20 protein-coding genes are annotated in these 26109 nt (G+C 53.1%); 4 read left to right on the top strand and 16 right to left on the bottom strand.

Annotation, left to right across the window (positions count from 1 at the left end; all coding sequences use genetic code 11):
* Positions 1-1401 (bottom strand): NTTRR-F1 domain (locus D7M11_RS25720; protein ID WP_120750137.1); only part of this gene is annotated, 1401 nt, incomplete at its 3' end.
* Between the two features lie 228 nt (positions 1402-1629).
* Complete coding sequence (locus tag D7M11_RS25715) at positions 1630-2616, bottom strand: glycosyltransferase family 2 protein (protein WP_120750136.1); 987 nt, start codon at positions 2614-2616, stop codon at positions 1630-1632.
* Positions 2617-2776: 160 nt separating this feature from the next.
* Here D7M11_RS25715 and D7M11_RS25710 point away from each other — a divergent pair, with 160 nt between their 5' ends.
* Together D7M11_RS25710 and D7M11_RS25705 are read left to right on the top strand one after the other, a co-directional pair.
* Positions 2777-3568, top strand: coding sequence for a DUF6492 family protein (locus D7M11_RS25710; protein ID WP_120750135.1), 792 nt, complete (start codon positions 2777-2779; stop codon positions 3566-3568).
* A 62-nt stretch (positions 3569-3630) separates the two neighbouring features.
* Positions 3631-4443, top strand: coding sequence for an alpha-1,2-fucosyltransferase (locus D7M11_RS25705; protein WP_147433500.1), 813 nt, complete (start codon positions 3631-3633; stop codon positions 4441-4443).
* Between the two features lie 54 nt (positions 4444-4497).
* Here the strand turns inward: D7M11_RS25705 and D7M11_RS25700 are convergent, their stop codons facing one another.
* The 12 genes from D7M11_RS25700 to D7M11_RS36195 all read right to left on the bottom strand — a co-directional run bounded on the left by D7M11_RS25700 (position 4498) and on the right by D7M11_RS36195 (position 19223).
* Positions 4498-5490: a glycosyltransferase family 2 protein gene (locus tag D7M11_RS25700; protein ID WP_120750133.1), complete on the bottom strand. Its 993-nt coding sequence runs from the start codon at positions 5488-5490 to the stop codon at positions 4498-4500.
* A gap of 219 nt (positions 5491-5709) precedes the next feature.
* The gene (locus D7M11_RS25690; RefSeq protein ID WP_120750131.1) at positions 5710-7668 is read right to left on the bottom strand and encodes an alpha/beta hydrolase family protein; all 1959 of its coding nucleotides are present in this window, start codon (positions 7666-7668) and stop codon (positions 5710-5712) included.
* Positions 7669-8269: 601 nt separating this feature from the next.
* Positions 8270-9448 carry an ABC transporter substrate-binding protein gene (locus D7M11_RS25685; protein ID WP_193556280.1) on the bottom strand — a complete coding sequence of 393 codons (1179 nt, stop codon included), beginning with the start codon at positions 9446-9448 and terminating at the stop codon, positions 8270-8272.
* Between the two features lie 268 nt (positions 9449-9716).
* Positions 9717-10880: a Gfo/Idh/MocA family protein gene (locus D7M11_RS25680; RefSeq protein ID WP_147433499.1), complete on the bottom strand. Its 1164-nt coding sequence runs from the start codon at positions 10878-10880 to the stop codon at positions 9717-9719.
* A gap of 285 nt (positions 10881-11165) precedes the next feature.
* Positions 11166-12011 (bottom strand): helix-turn-helix transcriptional regulator, encoded by an 846-nt coding sequence (locus D7M11_RS25675; RefSeq protein ID WP_120750128.1) that lies wholly within the window; start codon positions 12009-12011, stop codon positions 11166-11168.
* Between the two features lie 264 nt (positions 12012-12275).
* On the bottom strand, positions 12276-13136 hold the full coding sequence (locus D7M11_RS25670; RefSeq protein ID WP_120750127.1) for an STM4011 family radical SAM protein: 861 nt from the start codon (positions 13134-13136) through the stop codon (positions 12276-12278).
* Positions 13133-14491 carry an STM4012 family radical SAM protein gene (locus tag D7M11_RS25665; protein ID WP_120750126.1) on the bottom strand — a complete coding sequence of 453 codons (1359 nt, stop codon included), beginning with the start codon at positions 14489-14491 and terminating at the stop codon, positions 13133-13135. Before D7M11_RS25665 ends, D7M11_RS25670 begins: the two co-directional genes overlap by 4 nt.
* Before the next feature lie 27 nt (positions 14492-14518).
* Positions 14519-15304, bottom strand: coding sequence for an STM4013/SEN3800 family hydrolase (locus D7M11_RS25660; protein ID WP_120750125.1), 786 nt, complete (start codon positions 15302-15304; stop codon positions 14519-14521).
* 30 nt (positions 15305-15334) lie between these two features.
* A complete protein-coding gene (locus tag D7M11_RS25655) occupies positions 15335-16591 on the bottom strand; it encodes an STM4014 family protein (protein ID WP_120750124.1) in 1257 nt (418 codons plus the stop codon).
* Between the two features lie 2 nt (positions 16592-16593).
* A complete protein-coding gene (locus D7M11_RS25650; protein WP_120750123.1) occupies positions 16594-17436 on the bottom strand; it encodes an STM4015 family protein in 843 nt (280 codons plus the stop codon).
* 316 nt (positions 17437-17752) lie between these two features.
* Positions 17753-18394 (bottom strand): HAD family hydrolase, encoded by a 642-nt coding sequence (locus D7M11_RS25645; RefSeq protein ID WP_120750122.1) that lies wholly within the window; start codon positions 18392-18394, stop codon positions 17753-17755.
* 52 nt (positions 18395-18446) lie between these two features.
* Positions 18447-19223: a helix-turn-helix transcriptional regulator gene (locus D7M11_RS36195; RefSeq protein ID WP_147433498.1), complete on the bottom strand. Its 777-nt coding sequence runs from the start codon at positions 19221-19223 to the stop codon at positions 18447-18449.
* Between D7M11_RS36195 and D7M11_RS36190 the strand changes: the two genes are divergently transcribed.
* Both D7M11_RS36190 and D7M11_RS25635 read left to right on the top strand, forming a co-directional pair.
* Complete coding sequence (locus D7M11_RS36190) at positions 19209-20078, top strand: phytanoyl-CoA dioxygenase family protein (protein ID WP_158606832.1); 870 nt, start codon at positions 19209-19211, stop codon at positions 20076-20078. The genes D7M11_RS36195 and D7M11_RS36190 overlap by 15 nt on opposite strands.
* Before the next feature lie 174 nt (positions 20079-20252).
* Positions 20253-21065 carry an AraC family transcriptional regulator gene (locus D7M11_RS25635; RefSeq protein ID WP_147433496.1) on the top strand — a complete coding sequence of 271 codons (813 nt, stop codon included), beginning with the start codon at positions 20253-20255 and terminating at the stop codon, positions 21063-21065.
* A gap of 443 nt (positions 21066-21508) precedes the next feature.
* On the opposite strand, the gene D7M11_RS25630 is transcribed toward D7M11_RS25635, so the two are convergent.
* Complete coding sequence (locus tag D7M11_RS25630) at positions 21509-24358, bottom strand: stalk domain-containing protein (protein WP_120750119.1); 2850 nt, start codon at positions 24356-24358, stop codon at positions 21509-21511.
* Between the two features lie 78 nt (positions 24359-24436).
* Entirely contained in the window at positions 24437-25765 is a 1329-nt protein-coding gene (locus D7M11_RS25625; protein ID WP_120750118.1) for an ABC transporter substrate-binding protein, read from the bottom strand.
* Positions 25766-26109: the final 344 nt, after the last annotated feature.

Genomic DNA, 26109 nt, shown 5'->3' with positions numbered 1-26109 from the left:
TTCTCCTGCCAACCCCGTGGCCCCGGTCGGTCCCGTTTCTCCGGTCGATCCCGTTTCCCCAGTCAACCCCGTGGCTCCGGTCGGCCCCGTGCCTCCAGCCGAACCCGTGGCTCCGGTCGATCCCGTGGCTCCGGTCAACCCCGTTTCTCCGGTCGGCCCCGTGGCTCCGGTTGAGCCCGTTTCCCCAGTCATCCCCGTGGCTCCGGTTGAACCCGTGGCCCCAGTTGTGCCCGTTTCTCCAGTTGTGCCCGTTTCTCCAGTTGTGCCCGTTTCTCCAGTTGTGCCCGTTTCTCCAGTCGTGCCCGTGCCTCCGGTCGATCCCGTGGCTCCGGTCGGGCCCGTGGCTCCGGTCGATCCCGTGGCTCCGGTTAACCCCGTGGCTCCGGTCGATCCCGTGGCTCCGGTCGATCCCGTGGCTCCGGTCGAACCCGTTTCCCCAGTCGATCCCGTGGCCCCAGTCGTGCCCGTTTCCCCGGTCGATCCCGTAGCTCCGGTCGAACCCGTGGCTCCGGTCGGCCCCGTGGCCCCAGTCGTGCCCGTTTCCCCGGTCGATCCCGTAGCTCCGGTCGATCCCGTGGCTCCGGTAGGGCCCGTTTCTCCGATCGAACCCGTGGCCCCGGTCGGTCCCGTTTCTCCGGTCGATCCCGTGGCTCCGGTCGAACCCGTTTCCCCAGTCGGCCCCGTGGCTCCGGTTGAACCCGTTTCTCCTGTCAACCCCGTGGCTCCGGTCAACCCCGTGGCCCCAGTCGTGCCCGTCTCTCCAGTCAACCCCGTAGCCCCAGTCAACCCCGTTTCCCCAGTCAACCCCGTGGCTCCGGTCAACCCCGTGGCTCCTGTCGAACCCGTTTCCCCGGTTGCCCCCGTTTCTCCGGTCGAACCCGTGGCTCCGGTCGCCCCTGTTGCGCCGGTAGGCCCCGTTACGCCCCCGCCTATCGCGTTTAACAACTGAACATCATCAATAAGAATGTCAGCCGAACCAGCGGTTGGCCCTTTATTAAACACAATTAAAGCTTGTGAAGCGCCTAAGGGGATGTTGCTCGTATTGTGATAAACAGTAATCCATTCGTTTTCGAGAGCATTAGGCAGACGATCCTCATAAATCGCCTCTATGGCCGTAAAACCGAGGAAATTAAATATATCGTCGTAATAACTAACCGTTACTAATAATAACGGATTCGGTGCTGCCCCCACCTTCGACAACGATACCAATAATTCGTAGCTTTCACCTTCTTCAACGGGTACGTATTGCGCTAGAACCGCATTAACGTCGCCACCCTGCAAAAGCGCAGAATAAAAACCGCTATGCGCCCTAATCGAGGTAATGTTGGCATTTAGCGATATCCATGGACTTAGGCCTCCTGTTTCGAAACCGCCATTAACAACTAGATTATTTATTGGCATTCCAATACTCACCTTCAATTTGTTAGAAATGTTAGAGTAAAAAAATTACTTTATTAATATACACATCATGTTGAAGGTTGTCCGGGCTCTCGCGGCTTAGACACGTAGATTCTGGTATTGGCTTGGCAGCGATCAACCCACAAGTTTGAGGAAATTAAAAAGGCTGTCGAAATATTCGACAACCTTTTTTCCGGCTCGAAATAATTAAGCTCTTATTCGATATGCCTATTACAATAAGAACAGGTTTTTATTCAGTATCATACCTTTGTTTTGGAAAAAAGTGCTCAATTCTTTCCTTTGTTTTATCTGAAAAAGCATAACTCCATCAATCCGCCCCCTCTTGTACAATTTCACTGCTTTCTCAGGATATGAGCCGTTGCTAGAATTATCGAAGTGGGAGTAAATTTGCACAGGACAATGTGGAAGCACATGTCTCACCGCATTTCGGCTAATCATCCTGTCCGCAAATACGATTAGCCGGGGATCGCTAGCAAGGTGTGAATACTCGAATTGGCGCAACCGCATGATACAGCATCGCAACTTCTCCATGTAAGTAGCCATCCCGTTCCGACGGGACAGCGAAGAAGAATGGATTCTGTATTTGTATAATACCTCGTCGATCTTCCCGATCGGGCCGTGTTGAAACAGCCTCAGCCACAGGTCGTAATCATAGGTGATCCGGAAACTGGTGTCATAGCCCCCAGCTTCGAGAAACTTCGCTTTCGAGAATAAAGCCGTTCCATGACATATCGGACAAACAAGATAACGGTTTCGATATAAAAGTTCACTGTCATTACCATAATTAAGGTTGGTCTCGGTCCTTCGAAGTTGATTCGGATCCACGTCGTTTTCGCCTATACAGGTTATCTTTGAGCCAACCGCAACCAGCTCGGGATTTTGCAGAACATATCCGGCTTGAACAGCAAGCCGTTCCGGCATGCTTACGTCATCCGCATCGTGTACGGCTATCCAGTCCCCACGAGCTTTTTTAATGGCAAAGTTGAGCGCATTTGCCGCCCCACGATTAGTAGGCAACCGATATTTAATAATGCGCTTATCCTTCAATCGATCAAGTATTTTAGGTGTACGGTCTGTTGAGCCGTCATCAATTACAATTAATTCAAAATTGTCGTATGTTTGCGCCAATACACTATCAATGGCTTGCTGAACATACAATTCCCCATTGTACACAGCCATCACTACGGATATTTTCATTACTGCCCTCCAATCGCTCTATAATCGGTCGTCATCAATAATTTATTCATTCTCCCCTTTCATATCTTGTGCGCTTTTCTCAGGTGCACCTGTCCGAACCAACACCGACAATAGTCATATGATGAAGGTAGAATTCCGTCCATGAAGGGAGGGTTCGTTGGTGAATCAAGGTCATCCCGTTTGGAGCCATACAAAGATCGATATTGTTATTCCGGCGGCTCCGAAAGACATAAGCGTTTTACCCCATACCATAGAAGGAGCTCGTCAAAACATCAGACATCCCATCGGTTCCATAGCGGTAGTTGCACCCGATGATCCTAAGATCCGAGCGTTGTGCAAACGGTATAACTGCGCCTTTTTCGATGAGTCGGGGGTCGTGCCGATTGCCAAAAACAAAATCGATTATACCGTAAACGAAATCGACCGAGCCGGATGGATTTTTCAGCAGCTAATCAAGTTTAGCGGAAATATCGTTTGTGCCGAAGAGCACTATCTCGTCATTGATGCCGATACCGTATTTATCCGACCGAATGCATTCAAGGAGAACGGTAAAACGGTGTTTCATTATGCAGACGAATACCACTTACCCTACTTTGTCGCCTACGAAAGACTACTGGGTGAGAAGCCGGTCTCCCCCAAATCGTTTTGTACACATTACATGCTATTCGAGAAAACAAAAGTGGCTCAGTTGAAGAGTACGATCGAGGAACGATTCCATATACCTTGGTATGAAGCGATTTTGCAGCACGTGGACCGAACCCACACTTCCGGATTCGCCGATTATGAAACCTACGGGAACTTTGTACTGTCTCATTTTCCGGGCCAGGCGGTCATGAAGTATTGGAACAATCTTAGTCTGACTCGTTCCAAAATGAATAAGACCATACAAACTGATTTACGCAAGCTTGCCTCCAAATACAATACCGTCTCATTCCACAGCTGGAACAAATAATATACATCTAAGCGTAGGGGGAACGAGAGTTGCATCAGGATAGCGGGAGACCCGGAATCTCCATGTCGACACTAGGCCGCTACGGACGTTTCGGCAATCAAATCATTCAATATGCTTTTTTACAAATCTATGCGAAGCGTTTCGGTCTGAACGTGCAGACATCGTCCTGGATCGGAAGAGATTTATTTGGACATCGGGACGAGTTGGTCAACCGGAAATATCCTAGAATACAGGAAACGCAAATAAAAAACAAACAAAAACTGCTGACCGATCCGCATCCTCGCCTGATTAATGTCGACATCCAAGGGTATTTCCAATTCCACACGCGCTACTATGCTCCTTATCGAGCCGATTTCCATTCTTTATTTGAGCCAGTCCCTGATGTAGCGGTCTTAATGGAGAAAGGGTTGCGTCGTTTGCGTGCAGTGGGAAAAACCGTAATCGGATTGCACCTGCGCAGAGGTGATTTTCGCACCCGTCAGGTAGACGAAGCCGATAAAAAAATTTACTTTATACCGCCTAACGAGTGGTATATTCAATGGCTCAAGTCCATATGGCCTTACTCGGTTAAGCCCGTGCTGTACATTGCAAGCGACGAGTTGGAGTCGGTTCTTCCGGAATTCTCCGAATTCAGCCCCATTACTTATCGAGACCTGTTCGACCCTTATCCAATGGCGGACTATTATCCCGACCATTATGTCCTAAGCCGTTGCGACATGCTGGGTATTTGCAGCAGCACATTTTCTTATACCGCCAGTATGCTAAATAAACGAGCGAGCATATTTCTCCGACCGGACCAAGAACGTGGGAAGCTAGTCCCCTACGATCCTTGGAACAGTCCCATCAACCCTTGGCTTCACCTTATGGGGTTATAACGTAAAAAAAAGCAAAGGCCGAACTCCTCTGAGGATCGGCCTTTTTCTGCATACCTACACGGTAAACAAATTACGGTTCAGGATCATTCCATTGCTCTGGAACGCTTCTATCAGTTGTCGAATAGTCCCTTTGTCGATCAAGGTGCTCATCATGATTCCATCGATGCTCCCCTTACTATACAAATCATTTACTTTCGAAATACTGAGTTCATACTGATCATGAACATACAGGGTTGCTTTGCAGTTTGTAGCCGGTAAAACTTTATGGTAAAGATTTTTGCACAACCAATCCGGAGCAAATATGGCGAGTCTCGGATTCACCAGTTTCGCGTAACATACCTTACTTATCGACAAGAGTGCGCTTCTCAGCTTCTCGTCATACGTATCCTGCCACTTCTTATTGGAAAGCGATGTCGGATACACACGGTAATTGTATAACACTTTGTTTACTTTTCCGATCGGTCCGTAATCGATGAGCCGCGTCCAGAGATCATAGTCATAGGCAATTTTATAGCTCGAATCATAGCCGCCTACATCCAGATACGCTTGCTTGGAGAAAACGACTGACCCGTGACATAACGGGCATGCGCTGAACCGCCCATCCATAATTTGTTTAGGAGTAACATAGTCATTGAATGCATTCTGAGTCGATTGTAGAAAGGAATCGGGGAGCTTTTTGTTTCCCGGAATGCATCGGATAAGGGAACCGACAGCAACATACCCAGGATGGCTTCGGATATACGCAGCTTGCTTCTTTAGTCTGTCAGGCTGGCTAATATCATCCGCATCATGAATAGCGATCCATTGACCTCTTGCCAGCTGTATCGCTTTCACCAGTGCGTTGGCAGCTCCCCGATTTTTAGGCAAATGAATCACGCGAAACCGGGGGTCATGAATGTGATTCAATATATCCCGCGTAGCATCCGTCGACCCGTCGTTTACAATGATAACCTCCAGATGTTTATAGGTCTGCGCTTGGATACTTGCTATAGCTTCTTGCAAAAACATCTCGCCGTTATAAACGGCCATCGCTACCGAGATAAGCATTTGTTCCCTCCTAATCGATCATATATACGGCTAGTTTATGATCGATGGAAGAACTTGCCTTGGACAGATGACCGGTCAGCTGAAAATGGACCCATTCCGTTGGGGCCATTTTCAATCCAGATACAAAATACGAATTCAAAGCTACGCTTTCGCAAATCATGCACTGAAACCAAACAAAAAAACGGAGCCCGCGCGAATAACGGGTTCCGTTTTTCTGCATCAACCTGTAATCGTGCCGTTAGTCAAGGCGTCCATGTATGCTTCCCTACTGCCGAAATGGAGCAGTTGTCCCGGCTTACCCAGCGAGTCGTACACCTTCTCCGTCCACTCGAAGCGATCCCACTTATTGCCGATGACGACGATTTTGGCTGGCCATAACAAGGCGGCAAGCTGCGGAATATCCGCATGGCGGGTCATGTTCTTGAGTTCAATGCCTTCACCCAGGCTGGCGGGATCATCGGGGGACGCGAACGTCGATGGAATATCCTCGAGCACCACGGTATCGATTCCTCCATCCAGCAGGGCAACCAGGAGGCTCACGACCGCAGCTTCGCCACGTCCGGCCAGTATTATGCGCTGCGAGTCCACCTCGGGCATATGGCGCAAAATGTCCAATCCGCACAGGGTGTCTCCTATGCGCATCTCCGTGATCGTCCGCCCGATTAGCGCAGCCGCCCGGCGAATATGCCAATTCAGCTCCACTCCCCATGTCGAATCGCCCGTTCCTCTCACGTCGATGCGTCCGCGAAGCCAGTCGTCCTTCACCCCGTTCAGCACGTCATACGCGTCTTCCTCTTTGCGATGGCACGATTGGCGAATACAAACGGCGAGCGGGTGTTTGCTTGTATCGAGCAGCCCCCGAAGCTCACCCTCCAGCCGCCAATCGGCTTCGGGCGAAAACGAAAATTTGCGCGCGAACGACGGGCCAGCCCAATATTCTTGTTCTATACTATATGATGGCGCCCGTGGTTTTGCGGGAATCGTATTCAAAATTTGCGTGCGTAACGTGTCCAGCAGATTCGTTTTAACGGTCTCCAATTGACTTTCCGTGCGGATGTCCGGCAGCGGCGGCGATGGAATGAACCACTCTTGCACGGTTGTCACGCGGCTCGGTTCGGGCGGCTTCCCGCTGTAAACAAGAAGCTGATCTTCTTCGACCCTTACGCCATCTACATCCTCTACCGATTCCGGCGTTATATCCTTATGCGCGAGATGGGTCAGAAACCAGCTCAATATGCGTTTGCGAGATTCGGGCGTATACATATGCTGAGCGCGAAACGCACACAAATCCAGTTTGTTTTCATGTCCGAGCTTCCAATACAACGCTTTCAAACGGTCATACACATGCTGTACAGAATCGATTCGAAACACGCGATCCCGATCGGGCGCCACAACCAGCACCGGACGGGGGGCAGCCAGGGCGTAACTCTCCGCAGACGACCAGCCGTCCGGATTGTTCGGAAAATTGCAGTCGCAATGATAATCCAGCGTCCGGTCACCAAGATGCGACGCCAGATCGCCGGTGCCCGACGACGAAGCCATCGCCTTGATCCGGTCATCGGCACATGTCAGCCACCAGCTGATCGACCCGCCGCCCGAATGTCCCGTAACGCCGAGCCGATTCGGATCGACCTCGTCCAGATCGCACAGCAGATCCAAACCGCGAATCGCATTCCAAACTTCCACCGCCGCCGGCGTGTAGCCGGAACTGACCCAGTCGAATCTTCCTTGCGCGTACGTTCCATGGTGCACTCCGCGTATCTCGCCCAACTGAATCGTATCCAGCACCAGCGTTACGAAGCCCTCCTGGGCAAACCGGCGCGCATGGTCCTGATAATGCACCTTCTGCTTGCCGTGATGACCGCATAAGTATAACACTGCCGGAGCGGGCTCCTTCAATCCGCTGGGCACGTACAGATTCGCCGTCACATACAGGCCGGGCAAGCTCTGAAAATGCAGCTTGCTTATCCGGTGGGTGTCGCAGTCTACAGATCCAGTAATCGTTTTCTGTAACGGCGTGCGTTGCTGCGCCAAGTACGTATCGATGCCCAGCATCTGGTGAAACTTCATCTGTCTGCTCTTGCGCCAGATTTCGAACGATTCTGTGGTATCGAAATCCGGCAGCGATCTGGCCGATGCAGCACGAGCCTGCTTATTTAGGTAATCGACGATATGCACGGAGGGAGCTCCTTTCTTGCATCTGATAGTGGGAAGTTGCTAGAGCTATTATAGCAAAAATAAGAAGCTCCGAGGTATTCGCCTTAAAAGACAGACATCATTCTAGCAGCCCGCCACTCAATGTCGCTTTACAACAAGCTGGGAAACACGCACTTTATACAAAAAAGGGAACCGTCTGAGCAGCTTTTGTTTCAACTTGGTCTCACCAATCCTTCGCGGCCACTTACATAACAATGTATATTCACCAAATGATTCTACTTTTTTGTTGGAATATCCTGTATATGAAAAGAAAAAAGGCAGCCGGTCGATTCCCAGCCGCCTCACTTATGTCATTGTTGGAGAGTCCCGCCGCCGCTATGCTTTGGCTTCCCATAATCGTTGTGTATCCGTTGTCGGAGCATCGGAACATCGTATCGTAAAATGAGTGGTTGTCATGTCTGTAATCCAGACATATCCGGTATTGCCGAGAGAACCGAACGGGGCCCACACGCCTGGGAGCCGCCTGTTACGCAAACGGCAACTATATACTAACGGGGCGATCCGTTCCGCGGGAAGTCCGGGCATACGGGCTCTGCCCGGACTTCCCGCGTATTCTACATGCTTACTTCTTTGCCGCTATTACTTCTTGAATTTTTTTATTGGCCGCCTCGTCGGCTTCTCGCAAGGCAGTGTTTATATCTTTTTGACCTGTGACGACATTCGTATATGCTGTATACAAGAATCCCGGCACTTGTCCGAAATAGGAGTTGAACGGATAAGGGGATGCGGCGGATTCGAGCGGTACGGCTGCTTTCAAATTTTTACCCGCCAGCTTCGGCACGTCTTTGCCGAGCACATCCATCAAATTGTCAATTTTGATCGGAGGTACGTACCCGAGCTTAGCGAAATCCTTCTGAAATTCCTCGGAACCGATGTACGCGGCTGCGATGAACGCCTGGTCACGGTTTTTGCTCGTGCTGGCGATGGCATAAAACGGGAGCTGAAGGCCGGGACCCGTCTTCGGAGCTTCCTTGAACCTCGGAAGCTCGACGAGATCCCAATTGATCGTTGTCGTATTGGCAAAATCCCAGCTACCGGCGCTTTGCGCGGCAACCATGGCTACCCTGCCGTCCTTCCAGAATGGATCGACGTAACTTGGGACGAACTCATTTCCGTTAATAAGATGGAACCGCGCAAAGTTATCGATGATTTTTTTCCAATTGTCGTTGTTGAGCGTCGCCTTGTTCGTCTTTGTGTCGATAAAGCCCTGAGATAATTGATTGACCGGGAACAGATGGCTGTATCCTTCCTGAAAGCCCATATATTGGACGCCGCCGTCTTGCCTCGTCAGTTTGCCGGCCAATTCATAAACTTCGTCCCACATCATGCCGTTTTTTGGATAAGCGACTCCGAATTTATCGAATATGTCTTTGTTGTAAAACAGCGCTGTAGACACGGTCGCATTCGGAATACCGTATATTTCCCCTTTGCTGCCAAACATCCTCATTTGCTCCTGGACGGCAGGGTATAATTTGTTCATATCGTATCCGTATAATTTGATCAAATCGGAAACGTCGTTCTGCAGCTCGTTGTCGGCCATTAGCGAATAAAAGCTCGCACCGCTTACTTTGACCAGATCGATCGCGACACCCGCCGCAATCAAATCAGATATAGACCCGCCCCCGTTGTTCTTGTTGGCGGAATACAGCTTGAAGGAGAGGTTAGGGTATTTTTTCTGGATTTTGTTGCCGTACAGCTCCATGAACATCTCCTGAGTATAGGTTGCCGAGTTCTCGAACACGTTTATAACGACTGGCTTGGAGGTTGCTGCTGCAATTTTGGCGGCGATATCATTCTTTTCTGGCGCAACTCCGTCCCCCTGTCCGTTGGTAGTACCCCCTGATTTGTTCCCGCTGCTACATGCACTAAGTGCCAATACAAGAATTGTACTTACGATTGCGACCGACCGTTTTCGGATCATGGAAAGTTCCCCTTTTTCTCATTTATTTGAAATTCCTTCGTGTTCGTATCTCCAAACCCACCTGCAGCTCCCGCTTTCGCGTTCGGTACTAAATCCATTCATGTTTAACCGCTTGATCCCTGTACGAAGCAGCTTTGCGGAAATCCGGCACATCGATGACCCTTCCTCCGTTCATGACCGACAACTCGGACAATAGACCAACCGCCGTCCATTCGCAGGCGTCGTACACGTCGATTGCCGGCGGAGCCTCGCCCCGCACCGCCTGAATGAAGTCATGTACGATAAAATAGTCTCCGCCCCAATGGCCGGTCTGCTTCTGCTCCTCCGTGGCGTTAAGGTAGCGCTCCGGCAACTTGTCGGCATATCCGCTCAGCGGTTCCCACTTGGCGTGGTCCATCTTCTCTCCGTCGTTATGGAAATAAATTTTGTGCTGATCACCGAGGCCGCGCGGCGCTTCGTAGCTGCCTTTCGTTCCCTGCAGCGTGTAATAAGTGCAATTGCTCGGCCGGTTCGACACGCAGTCGAGGCGCAGACGGATCAGCTTGCCGCTCTCGAGCTGGCACATCGTGACGGACGTATCCTCCTGCCTGAACTGCGGGGCTGTATGCCAGCCCGTGCCGAAGCAAGCGACGCTTCGGATCCGTTCCCCGCGGAACCACTGCATGAGCGGTCCGAGACTATGCGTCGGGTAAAAGTTACCCCGTTTGCCATATTGCCAGTAATGACGCCAGGAGGTCCGGTTCGCCGTCGGATCGTTCGCGATCCGGCGGTTATAACCGTAGGCAAGATGGCGGTTGCTGTGCAAATACTCCCCTTCGGCATAATAAAGATCGCCGAACATTCCTTGCCGGACCATATTGCCGATCAGCTGGTTTTCCGGAATATAGCAGTAATTTTCCGCCATCATATACACCTTGCCGCACTTCTCCACCGCTTCCTTCAGCCACCACAGCTCATCCATCGTAACCCCGGCGGTCACCTCGCACAGCACATGCTTGCCGGCTTCCAGCGCCTGGATCGTCTGCTGGAGATGAAACTGCATCGGCGTGGCGACGAAGACGGCGTCGATATCCGATTCGAGCATGTCTTCATACACCCGGTACGTATTCGGAATCCGCAGCTGGGCGGCCCTTGCCAGCAGCTGGCCTTCGTGCAGATCGCATAAAGCGGTTACTTCCACGCCGGGAATCGAGCTGAAGCCAAGCATCATACTTAACCCACGTACCCCGACAATGCCAATTTTTAAGGTCACTTCTCCTCGCTCCCGTCTGTGTAAATGGGTACCGCCCCCTAGAATACGCTTACAAAGCTATGAGTTAATTGCAATCCTCCATCTTCGGTTAAAAAGTAGGGCACGCCCCCTTCTATTCAACTGGCGGAACTATATTCCGTGGGCTAAACCACAACTCTAGCGTACCATAGCAGCTTCTCCCCGGTATGATGGATCTTGCATCGTTTTCAACGCTTATTTGCCTTATGTTGCTCTCTTGTATCGTGACCGTCTCCTTACTGCCCGGCTCACCGGTCGCCACGGCGCTCATGACAAGGCGCTTTGCTCGCGGCGATACTGATCCGGGGACATGCCGACCTGCTTTTTGAACACCCGGCTGAAATGGGCCAAATTATTATAGCCAACCTGGTAGCATACATCCGTAACCGTGCTGTCCTTCCGGTAATAAAACAGCAGCTTGGCCTGCTTGATTCGTCTATGGCGCAAATAATCGAAGATGGTCATGCCGGTCATCTCCCGGAACATTCTCGTCAAATAATATTTGCTCATATGAAGCTCGGCTTCCATCTGCTCCAGCGTGACGTCTTCCATATAATAATTTTCAATAAAGGCGATCATCTTCTGCACATTGCGCTCTTTCTCCGCCGATATTCTCGGACTGTTCTCCATCGCCTCCCTGCTCAAATTGCTGATAAACATCAGCAAATCGTAGAAGGCCATCAGGAAACGGTTATAAAACGCTTTTTCCTCTTCCTCATAGAAATGGTTGATGCGCTGTAAAATGTTCTCGCAATCCGCAATCTGCTCCTCGCTAAGCCGGATGCGGTGATTACGCAGCTCAATAAACGGCTTGAGCGGAGAATCCGTACAGAAGTAAGGATCGAACACGGAAGCGAGCTGAGGATCGAATGAAAACCGGGTCTGCACGCAATCCCACCCCGGCTCCTCCTTCGGATTGTAAGGCGTAATACCGTTCGTAATAATCATATCGCCCCGGCCCCACCGGACCGAATGCTCTCCTTGGTCATAGTCGCATTGGCCGCTATGTATGTAATAGAAATGGTATTGGGTACAGTCGTGGGGAGTGACGCAAGGATCGCTTCTCTTGTACTCGTAAGTGGCAAAGGGGAAATGCTGTCGTGGATGACTCATCGATTATCCCTCCAACTCGTATTCATCGGCTCCAGCGGATGGGCAATATAGATCAACTGGCCACACGTTTAATGTAGCACAACCTGGTAGCCAAGATTTGATTTTGATTGCCATTTCCTCTTCTTGATTTGATATATATTGCACATTGGGTGATCGAGTACGGCTGTGGCACGCAAAAAAGCCGTAGACGAACGAACGTTCATCTGCGGCTTAGGTTGTTTCATTTTGCGCGTGCACGACCCGCACTATAAGTCAGTCATACCTTTACGCGTTAGAACTTGCAATGCGCTCCAGCTTCCGGTTTCCGTAAACGCGTTCCAGCCCCAGCTCGGGCATATGGATGTAGCCGATATAACAATCGCAGTCGTTCATCCGGCAAGCTCTCGCTTTCGACAAGCCATCCAAGCCGTCGCGGTACAAATGCCCGATCACGCTGCGGTCCTTGTAGCAGCGTTTGACCGTGCCTGCACCCTGGACGTAAAACACGTCGTAGCCGGTCCGGCATTCCCGGCCGCGGCTGTCGTAATCGGCGGCGTTTAAGCCAAAATGCGGGTCGATGCCGCGCAAGAAGTCAAGATCCGCATCCGAGTAGTAGTCGCGCTTGTCTTTGAAGGCGTTCACCCACATGTAGACGTCCACGGGCAGCGTTCTGCGCATGGAGGCCAGGGCGTCAAAAGCGCTTTTGACCCCGACCGAGCCTACGCTAAACGGCACTCCCCGGCGGTACAGCGTCAAACATTGCCGGACGAAGGCCTCCTCCCCGGTTTGACCGGGATGATACGTAGCCCAGAATGCCGCCCTGCTCGGTTCGAGCTCGCTCGTCCAATCCAGCTTGACCGACAGATTCGTCTGGATCGCCACCTTGTCGATATGCTCCATATGCGACAGCTCGACCATCGCTTCCCGGTACCAGCGGTGCACAAGGCCTTCTCCGTACGGATTGAAAAAAATCTCCAGCCGGTGGCCTTCGGCGCCCTGCCGGCTTGCCCAATCGACGAATGTCCGAACCTGCTGGCGATCGGCGGCGAGCGTGGCGCTGCTGTCTTTCGTTTTGCTGAACGGACAATACGGACAATCGTAATTGCACGACGAGAGACTGCCGCGAAAATAAACGGTGGCGTTCATGCAAACTCATATCCTTCCATAAGCTCCCGCACTTGCGGCGAAATGAGACCCTCTCCGATCGCATCGGAATAGGCCATCCCTTCGGACGTAAGCCGGATCGTTCCTTGTTCGTCTAACGCAAGTCCGCTATCCAGCAGCAGCCCCAGCTCCGGAACATCTCGGATCGCTTCCCGTCCCGGGAATCGTTCTGCATATTCGGCAAGCGTTAGCCCTTCGCTGTGCAAAATCGCCTTCACGACAAATCTTCTGCGCTGCTCGTCCTCGTTCAGCACGTAACCGTAGTCCGCCGTATCATGGCTTACTGCCGCCACATAGTCGGCCAGGATGCCGGCCGTCGCCGCCCGGCTGACCGCATAGCGGGATGCGTAATGGACCCGGCGCGTATAAGAGCGCGCTCCGCAGCCCAAACCGACCATTCCTTCCTCCTGACAGCCGTAGGGCAGCAGCGTTTTGGCCGTCGCGGCCTCGGGCCTGGAGAACCGGCGCATCGAATGCTGTTCGTAGCCTTCCGCCAGCAGTCGGTCCCGTGCCGCCACGTAACAGTCCAGCCGGATATCCGCCCCGCTTGCCTGGATCTGCTCCGGCTTCAGAATCGTCTGTTCGCGCGTATAGAGCGGGTACAGAAAAATTTCCTCCGGCTCGTACGTCAGAGCACGTTCCAACGAGTACAGCCACGATTGCACCGTTTGCCCCGGCAGGCCATAGATGAGATCGAGGTTGAGCACCGGGAACGGATCGCGCTTCAGCAGCGTCAGCGCACGTTCTACCTCATCGGGCTTTTGCGGCCGGTAAATGGCGGCTGCCTCCGCTTCGATGAAGCTTTGGATGCCCATGCTGACGCGGTCCACATGCCGCCGCTTCAACACGTCCAGCCGATCGGCGGTCACCGTCTCCGGAGACGTTTCGACCGAGATTGAGGCCTGACGGACATCCAGCCCCATCGTGTGCTCGGCAATATCGAACAGCCTCTCCAGCTGCTTCGGTTCGAGCAGCGTCGGAGTGCCGCCGCCGACAGCGAAACGAGCGAACGGCTTGCCGCTTACATGGGGAGCCCACCCCCGGGCTTGTCTTTCCAGTGCGTCTACATATTCGACATGGACGTCGCTGCGTTTGTCCGGCAGCGTGAACAGATTGCAGAAGCCGCAGCGCGCACCGCAGAAAGGAATATGCATATACAAAAACCGCGTCTCCTGCGGCTCGTCCCGCCACAAGTCCGCAATAGGGAGCGGCGTTTCGAACCGGCGGTACGCCGTTTTGTGCGGGTAGCTGTACAAATAAGCGCGATAAGGATCGAAACGCAAACTTTCGCTCCAGCTGCCTGCGTCGGATGGTGTTGAGACTAGAGGCCGATTCATATACGTTCACTTCCTTTCCTTCGGAACCTACAAAACAAATTCGCGGTAGGGCACCGTCCATACCGCTTCGTGCGCAAGCCGGTGGCCTTCGTAGCCATCCTCGCCGTAACAAGTCCCGTGATCGGAGAAAACGAGGCAAAATACCGGCCGTTCCCTCTCGCGCAGCGCGGCGAACAAACGGCCGAGCTCCCCATCCACATAGCGGAGAGCCGCGCGCTGCGTATCGACCGAGTCCTTCTTCGCGCCTTCCACGTAATAGTGATTCGGTCCGTGAATGGCCGATACGTTCAGAAACAAAAACAAACGTTCGTCCATCCCCGTCTGCCCAAGCAGCTTCAGCGCGTGATTGACCTGATGTTCCGTCGACCGCGGGTTGGTCACGCCGAACGTCATGCGCCAGTAGCTTTGCTGGAAATAACCGGGCAGCACGCGGGCCAGCGGCACTTTTTTGCTGAAAAAAATAACCCCTCCGATACAAATCGTCCGGTAGCCTTCCGCCGCCAGAGCGGATACGAGATCCGGCGCGTCGAACAGCCACGTGTGGGGATGCGTCTTCAGCCCCGTATCCTTCGAATGAAACAGCCTGACATGGCTGGCCTTATCGGTTGTGGCCGGGGTGGGCAGAAATCCGCCGAAAAACGCATGATGCGCCGCATATGTAAAGCTGCCGGGCGTATGGCGTTTCTCCCAAAACCCGCTTCCGCACAAATTTGGGCAATTCGCTTCTTCCAGCACCGCCGCATCATACCGGAGGGTATCGAGCGTAATCATCAAGATGTCGTGGGTTCCGACAATGGCGTTCATATCCGGCACGCCGGTTCCCCCTTTCTCCGTTTAGCCTGTCTACGGGCCGTCTTGTCCGAGACAAGCGTCCAGCTGCAGCTCGGAAAGCCGCTTCATTTCCCATGTATACGTATCAAGTCCATTGTAAAGGACGCGGTAAAGCAAATCTCCGAACGGATTAACGTCCACCGCGTAAGCGCGCAAAGAGCCGCGGGCGACGACAACGTCGATGCCGGCTACCGCCGAGGCTGGAAAAGCGGCGGCCGCTTTTACCGCGCAAGCCTCCATGCCGGCGATCGTTTCGTCCGTCAGTCCAAGCTCGCGGACATCCATTCGCTCGCTGCGCAAATGCAGGTTCGTAATCGGCGTCCGGCTGACCCGGGCAATGCGATGGCAGGCTTCCCCCGCCACCACAAGCTGGCGAATATCAAAAGCGCGTTCGCCGTAAGCGGCCTTGGCGATCCACTGCTCGACATGCGCCCCGTGGCGAAGCAGCCAGCCCACGATCAAGCGAATATCCTTGTTCTCCGTATACCTGCGAAGCTTCATCGAATTATAAAACATCGGCGGTCTGGTTCTAAACCGCTCCACCCCAATCGTCGTCACCGCTTGCTCCGCACCCGTCGTCGGATTGAGCTGATAGGCGATCACCCCGCAAGCCCCGGAACCCGCAGCCAGCTTAATGAATACGCGATGCATGCGAAGACGGAGCATCGTCTCGCGCAGCGACTCGTAATCCGGAAGGCTCTCGGGAGGGGCGAGCAGCCGCGGAACGGCTACCCCCGCCTCTTTTAGCACGCGAGACGTCTGCCGTTTATCGAACATTTGGATGATGTCCCTCGGCGCATTTTGCCATTTGACACCCGGCCAAAGCCCGGCGGCTTCCTTGTCCAGACGGGCAAGCAGCCGGCCGAAACCGCGAAACCATTGGGACGGATGATACAGCCTTCCCTTTTGCTCCTCCGCCGCTAGCGCCGTTCTGGCAGACCACGGTTCCGGATCGGGCAGATGACCGTAAGGCAGCAGCCGATCGCTAACGCTGTCGCCCGCCCGGTCCGGGGCTCCTAATGCGATCAATTCCCGCTCCACGGCAAAAAGCTCGCCCGGCGCATCGAGCCGGAGCAGCGGTACGCCGCTGCCGCTGTCACTGCCGTCGCGCCCCCGCCTGGGCTCGGCCAGCTCCTCAAGCGAACGGCCTTGCAGCAAATCCAGATAGGAAACGACATGCGCAGGAGGCAGCCCGAGGGCCGTCCTCGCCTGCTGCAGTCCCGTCGTGCGCCGGTTGCCCGGATTTCCGATTACGATCAAACGTTCCATCCTTATTCGGTAAGCGACGGATACCGGTAGTCCTCATCGTCTCCGTCCTGCTGATCGTTAATGTCTACATTCACGCCGGACTGCTTCCAACGGTTCATCATATCGTCCGACATAAAATGGTAGTTCAGATCAAGAGACTTCAGCTTGCGCACCTTCTCGCTGGCGAGCAGCGCTTCGGCTCCCTTGTCCGATAACGTTCCAAGCGACAAATCCAATGTATGCAGCTGGTCCAGGATCGGCGCATCGGCAAGCGCGATGGCAATCTCGTCCTGAATTTCGCTGTCCTTCAAACCCAGATAGGTAAGCTCGGGAAACAGCCCCGGCTCGATGAGCGGCAGAACGTCCTCCAGCCCCCCGTCGAAGCCGTAATTGTCCACGCCCAGGTACAGCTCCAGCTTGTTCAGCTTGGGCAGCGAACCGCCGCGGATGCTTGCCAGCACCTGCTTGCCCAGCCCTCCGCATATGATGACCAGTTCCTCCAGCTTGGCGTGAACGGCCGGCTCCAGAGACAGACCGCTGCTGCCTTTGATCGTGAGCGACCGCAGTTCGGGATACGCCGCGAGCACCGGAGCGATATTGCTTTGCATAATCCAGGAAACTTCGCATTCCTCATAGTCCATGTCGCCGATAAACAGCTTGCGGAGCTTCGGGAATCGGTCCTTCAGGGCGACGAGCTTCTCCACAATCGGTGCCGAATCGTTTTCGTACGAGCCTCCCCAGTCGCCGATCACCAAGCTGGTCAGCTCTGCGGCTTCCGGCGAAGCGGCGAGCTTCTCCAGCAGCTCCGCCATCTGAACGCCTTCCTCATATTGATCGTAATCGATTGCCAGTTTCACTTCCGACATCCCATCCGCCTCCTGCTTCTTTGCCTTCTACTATAGAACAATCGTTCTCCTAATTACTATAAACGATTTTGGAAAGACGGTGCAAACTAGGCAAGACCTGACTAATTCCCCCTATTTAGATAGAGACCGTCTCAGGAAAAATGAAATAGTCCGGAAGATCGATTTTTCCTCTGACCATCAATTTACTAGGGATCGAGCATATTGAAGTAGATCAATGCTGAATAGGACCTTCGAACGAAAGTTGAGACACGAGCGCCAAATGATTGTACCGCTTTTCTTCAAGTTCAAGATTCTGCTGTTTGCAAAGATTCAGTTTTTACATTTTTGCCAGGTCTAGCTCCAATAACGAGTTTAGTTTCAGATTTACCGGTTCAAAGGTTAATGGTTTAGTAACTTCGTTCGGAACAACGACACAAAATAAACCGGCCGATTTCGCGGCTTTCGCTCCTGCGGGCGAGTCCTCGATAGCAAAAACATCACCGGGATTCAGATTCATTAAAGCTAAGACATGCAGGTACAAATCCGGGTATGGCTTCACATGAAGCACATCTTCCGCGGTTGCCATGTACTCGAAATATCGCAATAGGCCATATCTGCTTAATAATTCTACGACTCTTTTCCGGGGTGAACTGGACGCCAAACCGATCGCAATTTTTTTCGCACTTGCCTCTTCCAGTAGTTTTTCAACTCCCGGCATGATTTGAAGCATGCCTAGCTGCTCTTCAACCTTCTTCTTTTTATAGGCTTTCAATTCAGCCTTTGAAAAAGCGGTTTCCGAAGAACGCAGCAAATACGCATAGGGATCAAAGTTATTCTTGTTTCCGCCGATTCTTTGTTCCCATAAGTGAATGGGAAGGTGAGCCCCGTTTTCTGCAAATATTTCATTCATGATTTTGTATTCCATCGTTTCCGTATCCAGAATCACTCCATCAAAATCAAAAATAACACCTTGTACCATTAGCGACCCCTACCCTAATTTATTGGACTCTTTCCCCCGCGCTTCCCTTCGCTTATCGGCGCATGACTTCGGAAGGAGGCGTTCCGTAAAAGGCGGCGAACTGCCTCGAAAAATAATGAATCGACGAATACCCGAGCGATTCCGCCGCAGCCGTTACCGTCAGATTGCTTTCCTGAAGCCGGACGAGCGCCTTTTTCATCCGCATTTTCAGCAAATACTGCTGCGGCGACAGGCCGGTTTCTTTTTTGAACAGCATGTGAAAGTACGATTTCCCCAGACGGCACTTCTCGCACCAGGCATCGATATCGATCCGCTTCTCCGGGTGCAGCTCCATCTGCTCCATAATCGCAACGATGCGATAGTCGGCTGCCGGTTTTGCGACGGTCAAATCATACCAGTATAGCAGCCTGCCTTTGAGCAGCGAACCGACGGTTTCGTTCCGGTAACGGCCGGATAAATCGTAGATTTGTACAATAGGCTCAAGCAGTTCAGGCAACTGCGGATACGAGCCGAGGAAGGAGCATTCGGGCAAAAGCTCCAGCTCCGCGCAAGGCGGTGTCGCCGTTTGCAGCTCCGCCTGGTACGGCTCCGCAGCAAAGCAAAACCGGTGAATCGGAGGCGGTGCCTCTCCGCCCGCCGCGGTAGGCCACAAATCGAAATACACGTTGAGCGAGCGCAGCGGCTCTTCCTCCGAGCTGTAAAACGCATGAGGCCGTCCCGGCGCAACGAACAGCAGCGTTCCTTTCCGCACACGGTAAGAACGATCTTCGACGGTCACGCGTCCGGTTCCTTCTGTGACAAAGGAGGCAATCCCATGTTTCACAATCATCTTGCCGGCAGCTTGTCGCAGGAGCAGCTGGAGCGGTATGATCTCGAAGGATATTTGGTTATACCCGGTCTGCTTACGGACGAGGATATGCGGCCGGTCATCGCATCGATGTCCGAATATGTTGCGGAAATCGCCGATCGTTTGTACACGAACGGATTGATCGAAGACAAGCTGGAACGTCTGCCGTTTAAGTATAGACTCGCCGGGCTGTTTCGCGACTTGTCGGAGAAAGAGTTTCTGAGCTTCGGCCGCAGCTGGAGGCCGCGCAAGCCGGGATATTACGAACTGCTTAGCAATCCGAAGGTGCTGGATGCGGTTGAATCGCTCATCGGCGGCGAAATTTTCTGCAACCCGGTCTACAACGTACGCCCGAAAGTGCCGAAGGTAGCCGCCGGTGCGGTGCCGTGGCATCAGGACAAATCGTACTGGCCGGATGCGAATGCGAACCCGGTCATTACGGTGTGGATCTCGCTCGTCGACGCGACTCTGGAAAACGGCTGCCTCCACCTGCGGCCCGGGACGCACAAGAAGCGTCTGCTCGAGTGGCATCGCGAAACCGTTACCGGAACCGGCTATACGGCGCTGCACGAGAAGCAGCTTGGCAAAGGGGAAACGGTCGTACTGCCCGTAAAGGCAGGAACAGCCATTCTGTTTAACGACCGTCTGCTGCATATGTCGACGCCGAACGAATCGGATCATGTCCGCTGGAGTGTCGACCTGCGCTGCCAACCCACCGATCAGGACCCGATGCCGCAGCACGGGGCGGGGTTTCTGGCGCGAAGCCGACAGTTTCCGGATAGAGTGGCGACGCTTGACGACTGGTTGAACCACAGAGCGGAAAGATCGGCAACCTAAAGCCGTCCCGCAGCCGTAGGCGAGTTATATTATCGCTATCATATCCCCATACGGGCGAACGGTTTGCTATAATAGGAATGAGCTTTGATCTCGCGCGACAGAGGAGGTCATCCCATTCTTCCTGCAGCCAACAAAAAAATCGAAACATTCGAAGGAAAGCGCTTTCCATTCAAAATGAGCATACAACGGGACCGCTCCGTTCTCGTCGCTTCACATTGGCACGAACATTTCGAGCTGATCAAAATCGTGCAAGGTCCGGTGCTGGTGCAGATCGACCAGCATAGCTTTACGGCCGAAGCCGGCGACATTTATTTTATCAACAGCTGTCAGGTTCATTCCGTCACTTGCGTCCCCGGGCTAAACGGCGTTATCAAGGGAATGGTGTTTGACAAGGCGCTGATGTATTCGTTGGAAAATCCGGAAATGCGGCATTTCCTGTCTTTGTTCCTCCGTTCGAATAAGGTGTCTAAACGTTACCGGCATACGGACCCGTTATGGAACGATCTGAATGTCGAAATGGAGAAGGCTTACCAGGAGTTCACGAGCGAGCAGGTCGGCTACGAATATGCCATTCTCTCGTGCCTGTTCCGGATTTTCGTCCCCATGATGCGGTTATACCAGCAAGAGCTGGACAGCAGCGCTCCCCACCGGTATGCCAACCAGTACATGCGGCTGAAGCCGGCTATCGACTACATGGAGGAGCATCTTGCCGAGAAAGTTTATATGGAATCGGTTTGCAAAAAGGTGAATATGAGCCTCTATTATTTCTCCAGTTTATTCAAAAAAGTATTTGGCTTGCCGCCCGTGCAATATTTAGTCCAATTGCGGATCGATCATGCCAAACGCCTGCTGCTCGACGAGGAACGCTCCATCTCGGAGATCGCCGAACTTTGCGGGTTTTGCAATATCAATTATTTTGACAAAGTGTTTAAAGAAAAAAGCGGGTTTACGCCAATGGAGTTTCGCAAGCGTTATGTCCTGAAGTAGGAAAAACGTCCAGGAGCGACGGCAGTTAGTGGGAGTTCCGCTCCCTCTTCCTCCCGTCAGCGCCGTTCCGCCAGCGATAGTGGAACTTCCGCTTCCGTTCCCGCTGTCTTAGCGGAACCGCCTGTTCCGTTTTCGCCACCTCGCGCCCCTACTAGACCCACATAGCGGAAGTCGCACTTCCTTTATTGCTCTGTTTGTCTGGCTCCAACCAGGCTAGCGGCGGCCTTAACGGAACTTTCGCTTCCGTTATCGCCCCTTCAGCAGCGTTCCGCCAGCGATAGCGGAACTTCTGCTTCCGTTCCCGCTGTCTTAGCGGAACTTTCACTTCCGCTTTCCCGCCCGACCCTCGCCAGCCGCCTATCCAGTTGCCCTTATTACAAAACAAAGAGACTGCCGCATATTCGGCAATCTCTTCTTCTCGTAAGTCTATGTCGCCTTTACACCTATTCCACGAAAGTGGTCACGCTTTTCGCCGCAAGCGTGTAGGTAAAGCTGCCTCCGCCTGTCGCGCTGCTTCCGATCGAAGCGATATTTTCCATGTCGCTTGTCCGGTATACCTGAACGGCCGATCCGGTCATCCCGCTAATCGTCACCGTTACCGGCTCCGCGGAGCTGTTCGCCGCAACGAGTACCGCTTTGCCTGTTGTCGCGTTTTTGGCCGCCGTTACCGTCACATAGCTGTTGCCGCTTTCCGCCTTCACGTTATAATCCCCCGGACGAATGAACCGGCTGAACTGTCCCATCGTATACAGCCTCTTGTTGATCACGTACGTGCCGTCCAGCATCAGGTTGACCAGTCCTTCCCGCAAGGCGACGGAAGTCGGCGCGGCAGGTTTGGTGACGAACAGCCAATACAGATAGGAGCTGTAGCCTTGCTCCATTGCCGCATTGATCTGGCCCGCGACCTCAAGTCCCCCGTTCATCATGGAATCGTTCGGGCTCGGCATGCTGTATTCCATCATGAACAACGGTTTGTTGAAGGAACGCAAATCGTAATTGTACGCGTCATACGTATTCCAAGTATAGAAATGTGTACCGATATAATCCAGCTTTTGTACCGCAGCGGGACCCATCTGATTCAATAGTTTGAGCGACGAGCCCAAATGTCCGCCTTCGGGAGCGCCTAGCCCCACATCGATGCCATCCGTCTTGAAAGCGTTGTATACGGCGGACACTACGCTGCCCATCTCCTGCCCCGTGTAAATGGCAGAGGCGTAGTCCATCAAGGCTTCGGGCTCGTTCTGGATGCTGAGCCAGCGTACGTCGTAGCCGTAATCTTCCTTATACTTTTTGGCCCAAGTCAACAAATACTCGGCAAAGTCGTCATAGTGCTCCGGCTTCAGATGACCTCCGCGAACAGCGGACCCGTTGTCTTTCATCCATGCCGGTGGACTCCACACCGATCCGGCGAACCGCATGTCCGGATAACGGCTGACCGCTTCATCCGCGAACCATCTCTGATGCTGATCCGTATCGAAATCCCAGACACCCGACGCGGGCAGGATCGTCGCCTGCTGCGCATTTCCCGGGTCGGGATCGTCCTTCGTAAACGGGTTTATCTCTAGTCTGACGATCGAGAGACCGGCCTCGCCCTCCTCCATACCGAACATTTTATCGAGCAGCAACTCCTGGGTCGGTGTGTCGGCGTTTTTCAAATCGTAAACCGGGCCGTTGGCCGTTGCGCCGAATCCCCATATTTCTTGCCGGACCTCGCTCGTGTCGACTTCGATGACATTCACCTTCTTGGACACAATCGTCACCGTTTTGGTTCCCGACTCCCACGAAACCGTCCCTTCCAGTGCATCCGCTACGAACGACGCCGGCACCATCAGCAGTCCGTCCTTCAAATAAGGCGGAGCTTCCAGCGTGACCGACGAACCGTTCACTAGAGCGGCCGATTCCCCGGCTGTAATGACGCTCGTTCTGCCATTTTTCACGGCGGTCGCCGTTTTCGTCAGCTCATTCCAGCTTACATCCGCCCGCAAGACGGCGAGCGTTTTGGACCATTGCAGGAACGGGACTTCGTCTTTGACCTCGGGCTTGGCGCTCAGATAAACGACCGGCTTGCCGTCCACGACGATCTGCATTTCTTTGGGCGGTAGGCGGGACGGCGGGATTTCCGTCGTAACCCCGGTTTTGACCAGCTCGACATCGTCAAAGTATACGTCGCCGACAACTCCGGCGTATCCGGGCAGCGACATTTGCTCGACGGCGATTCCGTACAGCGGATCGACTCCGACCGTGTAAGGCAGCGTAATTCGGACCCAATCCTGATCGGTGACCAGTGTCCGGTGGTTCGCCCGGTCGTTGAAATAAGACATGCTGCCGCTCAAAGCGCCGTCGATATCGATGACGGAAATAAAGAAGTAACCGGCCTTGACGGAACTGGCCGAGCCCACTTTCGCATACACGGACAGGTCGTATTGAGTTCCGGGGGTAAGATCAAGCCCGGTAAACGCATCGCCTAATTTGATCCGGTTGTATAGCTCCGTCCGACCGGCGACATGAAGGCTTTTGCCGCCATATACGTCGTGCACGACCGTATTGTCGAGAGACATCCCCCAGGTAGGCTGTCCGCCGCCGACTCCAACATTCGCCTGCTGCCAGCTGGAGGCGTTATCGAAGGTAATGCGCTTCGAGGTCGGAGGCGGCACCTCCGCGATTTCCACATCGTCAATATGGAATACCGGCACCGTCTCGGTCCAGCTACCGGAAGCGATCTGCTCGATAGCAATCCCATACACCGTGCTGCCGGTCGCCATGTACGGAAGCGTAATCTTCGTCCATCCGTCCTGGCCGACCAAAAATTTATAGTTCGCCGGATCGGAATAATAAGGCGGGTCCGACGGACCGCGAGTACCCGGGTAGCTAACAACGGACAAGAAGAAATATCCGTTCGTCACGCTGCTGCTCGCGCCGACTTTGGCCCACATGGAAATGTTGTAATGTTTGCCCGCCTGCATATCGAGGCCGTCAAAAGCGTTCGGCAGTTTTACCCGGTTATAGAGCTGCGTTCGTCCGCTAATTTTGACGCTTTTCCCGGTGTCGCCGCGGTATACGGCGGAATCCAGACTAAGCATGGACGATCCGCCGCCGAGCGCCAGGTTCGCTTCGGAAATATTCGAATACTCGTCGAAGGAGATGGTGACTTCCGAGGAGGAGAGTCCCTCACCGCCTTCCTCCGCCGCCGCGGTAAAAACGCCAAACGTTTGCAACAACAGGCAAATGATCAGGATCAAGCTCATCCGGCGTGCGTACTGCCTCTCTCGTACGTTCCTGCACAGCTGATTCATTGCGAAAGCTCCTTTCCCACATTCAAGATAGCGCTTTCATATACAGCGAATGCACTTGACGTTCCAGCCTCCTGCCTCTTACTTCATCTTGTTCGTCTCGATCCATTGATTGATTTTTTCTTCCGCTTCTCTCAAGGCGGTGTTCAGATCTTTGCCTTTCATATAGTCCTCAAAGCTTTTGAACGAAATATTTCGTACGTCCGAAGAATCGTATGGCGAGAAGGCGGGAGCCGCCGGCGCTGTGCTTTTGAAAATCGACTTTAAGTTTTTCCCTTGCAGGAACGGCATATCCGCTCCGAGTGCATCTCGCATGGCAGGGTTTTTCAACGAGGAGAAGCGGGCCGTCTTCCGCGCGCTCAACAGCTGCACCTCATCCGAGGTTACGACGCTCAGCAGTTGCGCCGCCTGTTCTTTATATTTACTCGTTTGGGAAATAGAGAAAATTTGCGCATCGACGAACGCATACAGGTTCGGCTTCCCTTTGTAGCTCGGATATTGCACCAAATCCCAGTTCAAACCGTTTTTCGACGCCTCTTCCAGACCGATATTCAACAGGTTGTTATAAGGCAGCATCGCTATCGTTTGATCTTGCATGAACCAATTCCGCGCTTGGAAGGAGTTCAGCTTATCCGGCTTGTTGTTCGGGATGCTCCATATTTCTTTGGCCAGCGTAAACACGGTCCGCCATCCGTCCGAATTCACCGATGCCTTGTTCGTCTTCGCATCGACGAGCGTTATTGCCAGAGGCATGGCCAGTCGGGCGATCGTATCGAAATCCAGCCCTCTATACGTAACCCCGGCGTCTACGCGGGACACTTTCTTCGCCAGTTCGATCGTATCCTCCCAGGTCATGCCGTCCTGCGGATAAGAAACGCCGAACTTGTCGAAGATCGCTTTGTTGTAGTAATTGGCATTAAAGTGCGCAAAAAAAGGCAATCCGTATACTTCCCCCTGCTCCGACGAAGCGCCGGCAAGCATCTGTGCGTCGAAACGGTTAAAATCCACCCCATTCGGCTTCAACAACGGGGTAATATCACCAAGCAGGCCAAGCCTTTTGTATTTGCCGATATCGGCGATGTTCGTATAAAAAATATCCGGCGTCTGGCCCGAGGCGACCAATTCTTCGATCGTCGCGCCTTTCCCGTTTTTGACCGTTTCAATGCTGATATGCGGATACAGCTTCTTCACCGGTTCCTCGATAAGCGTCTTTACATCCTGATCGCTCAGCGAGCTGTTGGACAAATAAATCTTCAGCGTCGCCGGAGTCGTATTGATGACCGGCTTTTTGGGAGCGTCTGCGGATTTGTCCGGTTCGCCAGCGGCTCCAGGCTTGGTTCCCCCGCATCCCGTCACCACCGCAATTGCAGCAATTAAGCATAAAACGGTTATCGTTTTCCTTTTTCTCATCTGACCTTCCTCCCCTAATGTACAGGATCCTTTTTGCCTGAACTAAAGCGCTTCCCCTTCCATCCACTTACAGGCGTTGTTACATTTACACTATAACAGAGGTGCTTTAGCCGACTCTACGTAACTTTATTGAAAAAATTTATGTTTTTTTGTGATTATGTAACAAAGGTATTCAAAGTTGTGCAATACCTTATAATGTCAAGTTTCTCGGGGTTTAAGGGTATTCATCGTTATTCAATGTTTTTCGATGTTTTACAGGGTTTCTGTGGGTAAACTGTGGGAAGCCCCACCCAGCTTAGGCTAAGCTGGGTGGGGCTTCCCTTTTTAATTTATTTGCATGGTTG

Source organism: Paenibacillus ginsengarvi (assembly GCF_003626695.1).
Classification (GTDB): Bacteria; Bacillota; Bacilli; order Paenibacillales; family NBRC-103111; genus Paenibacillus_AB; species Paenibacillus_AB ginsengarvi.
This window is presented reverse-complemented; position numbering and strand designations above follow the sequence as displayed.